The following is a 3,288-nucleotide window of genomic DNA, read 5'->3' as shown; positions in this document are numbered from 1 at the left end:
TCGGGGAGGTTTGGGTTAAATTGGTAGACGGGCATGGCATCGACAAAGAAAGCCGAACCGCTAAAGTTTGTAGGCATGCCCTGCTGGCCCCAAAACTCGGAATATTTTGAAGTATAATTAGTACTTCCGTTGGTGCCGATAAATTGGTTTCCCATGGTTGCTCTTAAGTCCCAGTGGTTGGCTATGTCCCTGCTGTAATCAAAGGTAAATACCGGCAGAAGTCGAAACTCAAGATTCCGGTATCCCATTTCGTTATCCATATATACAAAAGATGGCCCTACTCCAAACGCTACATGGTCACGGATGTGCTGGGCTTGCAGGGAAAGGCTTAAAAATAAGCCGNACTCCAAACGCTACATGGTCACGGATGTGCTGGGCTTGCAGGGAAAGGCTTAAAAATAAGCCGAGGAGGAACACTAAAAGTGATTTTTTCATAAAAGTGATGATTAATCAATCTATAAAGTAATGTCCTTTTAGTTTAAGAAGCAAATCGGTTTAGGAGTTTATGTCCCGACGCTGCGCGAATCGGGACGGTTTAGAGGGTTAGTTGATGAAGGCCTGCCTGTCGGGGACTTTATGTTCTTTCTTACATTCACACCTTTCCGCATCCATATGTAGCTGCAGCGGGCACTGTTCACGTTCCAAGCCCTGTGCGCTGAGCACTGAGAGGGGATTCCGCAGTTGATGTAGTATCTGCTTCAAGCGTGGATCCCTGCCATCTTTCCATTACCTTCTTTCATCCCCCAGTGCCCAGTGCTCAGCGCGCAGTCCATGACCGGGAGCTGGGTCCCTGAACGAAGCCGAAAGGGAGCCGAAGGGCCAGCGTCTTTTTGATCCCCCAACCTTTCTCAGAATTTACATGGTGCGTCCCTCTGGGACTTACAGGGGGAAGTTGGCTGCAGACCGCCGGTTGTCACCGGCGGGTATTATATCGGCCGCTCCTAGCGGAGCTGTAAGAAGTGAAAGTAGTATTGTGAGGTCTCATTTTACGGCAACTTGATTAACTCATTTTAATGAGCCGATAGGGTGGGAGGGGATTAAATTATGCTTCAACAATTTGAACAAAAAAAAGCTCAATCATTTGATTGAGCTTAATACTGAAGGGAGAGGGTGATAACCTGCGAGGTAATTTACCTACAAATCCAGACTATGCTTTCTCCCTTTATATTTTTGTGTTATCTTAATACCTTGATTATTTAATACAAATATAAGTATAATGATTTTAAAATGCAAAAAATCAACCTTCATGATGGCCTTTCCCACCTAGAGGCATTTTTAATTGAAAAGTTACAAGAACTGTGCTACAACCGAAGTCTGGATAGTTATAGGGCTAAACATTTAAACCCAAAGCAGTCCGTAAAAGAATTTTATGAACTACTGAATGATTGGCAAGCGAATAAAATAAAGGATTTTAAGTCTATTCTTCTGTGTAGGGATGAAGTGGTACATTTTCTCCTCAACGAAGAGACTTTAATTTTTGATCCACTATCCAAGAAGGGGTTAATTGATTCCTTAAAAAAGGTTAAAGATGAAAACTCAGACCTTGACTTATTGGAATATAGGCTTTTTAACATGTTGGCAAATAACAATGATTATTTACCCAATCTTCTTGACGCAATTGAAATGATTTTGGATGACCCTAAGGAGGATGAAGGTGATAGAATAGTGCAATTAAAAATTCTTGACAGGCTTATTTCTTACAGTATTACTGAAGCAATTCAATCTAACTTAACAAAAAGTTATCTGCACAAGTTGATCCAAGCAATTTTTATTTTTAAAGAAGATTTTATTTTTAAAGATTCTTGGTCACAGTTTAAAATCATTCTTACCAAACAGGAGGAGATAAAGTTTAATATTATATTTAAAGTCAAAGCGTCAGAAAAACAATTAGAAAACCTCATTAGTGAACAAATCACTTTTGAGGTAGATAAAGGTGTGGTTGGAGAAAGTCCACAAGCAAAGATTCAAAATTTCATAGTTTCTAGAAAAGGGTGGAGGTTTTTAATATTTGAAGTAGATGCGCTAGATTATTATCATGCTCTTAAAATTGGAAAGGCTAAATTGTCTAAACAGTTTGACAGGATACATTTGGGATATAGCAATTTGAATCTTACTCTTCATGAAACTGCGGCTGTAATTAATGATGTTCATAAAGAGAAAGGAAATTTACAACCTCTTTATTATCAAATTGATGGGTATTATAAAAGCAATGGGGATCAACATAGAAAATTTCTTTCTGAACTGGAAGCGATTGAGGAAAATAAAAATGTCAAATACGAAGTTAAAGATCGAATTAATTCGGCACTAAGGCATTTAAGATTAGGAAATGAGGCTTTAGAAATTGAAAAGAAATTTATTAACTACTGGATTGGATTGGAGTTTGTGTTTTCAAATTATGATAAAGACACCAGTACCTTTAGGAGGGTAATGAAGTTTCTTCCCATAATACATAGTCTTTACTATGTGAAAAGAAATTTATTACACCTTCATGAAACATTAAAAACTTTTCAAATTGATAAGGATGTTGAGGGATTTGATGATAGTTTAGACTATTTTAAAGAAGGGTCTACCTTTGACATTATAAAAGGATCCGCTATAGGAAACCATCCCTTACTCGCCTATCGCGTGCAAAGGTTGAAAGCCCATTTGGTTAATAATAGTGAAAGTAGAAAAAAATATTTAAATAGGCATAAACAAAATATTGAATGGCATATAACCAGGCTATATCGGATCAGAAATAAAATAGTTCATGATGCTGCAATAATTGACAACCTTGAAAATCTAACCGGGAATCTTCGATACTATCTAAATTTTATTTTAAATAAGCTTGTTGAGTACTTCGAAGAGTGTCCCCCAAAACCACTTGATAACAAACAAATTGGTATGGATGATTTCTTCTACCATCATTTAATGCTTTGGGAGGAAGTTGAAAAAGAGAAGTTTGATTTGGGGAAATTAATTCATTTAAAGTATACAATTGAGTATTTAAGTTAATGATGAATGAAGTGATAAAAATACACAGATTTTCACGGATGGGGTTGAATGTCCTTCTCGCCATTTACCCTCATCCCCGCCAGTGCTCATCGCTTCTTCATATAACGCGCTTATGCCCTTGTACTATCTATAAATAAATGGTTGAGCGGAGTCGAAACCATCTGAATCTTTAACTATGTAGTTCGATCCCTGAGCGAAGCCGAAGGGAGATCGGGTTCTTCGTTCACGTTCCAAGCGCTGAGCTCTGTGCCCTGAGCACTGAGAGGGGATTCCGCAATTGATGTGGTATTTACT

The 3,288-nt window shown here is 38.1% G+C and carries 1 protein-coding gene; it reads left to right on the top strand.

Annotation, left to right across the window (positions count from 1 at the left end; all coding sequences use genetic code 11):
- The first annotated feature begins 1,227 nt into the window (after positions 1-1,227).
- The gene (locus KIH41_RS17950; protein ID WP_214163326.1) at positions 1,228-2,994 is read left to right on the top strand and encodes a hypothetical protein; all 1,767 of its coding nucleotides are present in this window, start codon (positions 1,228-1,230) and stop codon (positions 2,992-2,994) included.
- The last annotated feature ends 294 nt before the right edge of the window (positions 2,995-3,288 follow it).

The organism is Litoribacter ruber (assembly GCF_018500185.1).
Classification (GTDB): domain Bacteria; phylum Bacteroidota; class Bacteroidia; order Cytophagales; family Cyclobacteriaceae; genus Litoribacter; species Litoribacter ruber.
This window is presented reverse-complemented; position numbering and strand designations above follow the sequence as displayed.

Bases quoted from the DNA above. Each gene is read 5' to 3' on its own strand.
- KIH41_RS17950 (WP_214163326.1), top strand. From the start codon at position 1,228: ATGCAAAAAATCAACCTTCATGATGGCCTTTCCCACCTAGAGGCATTT.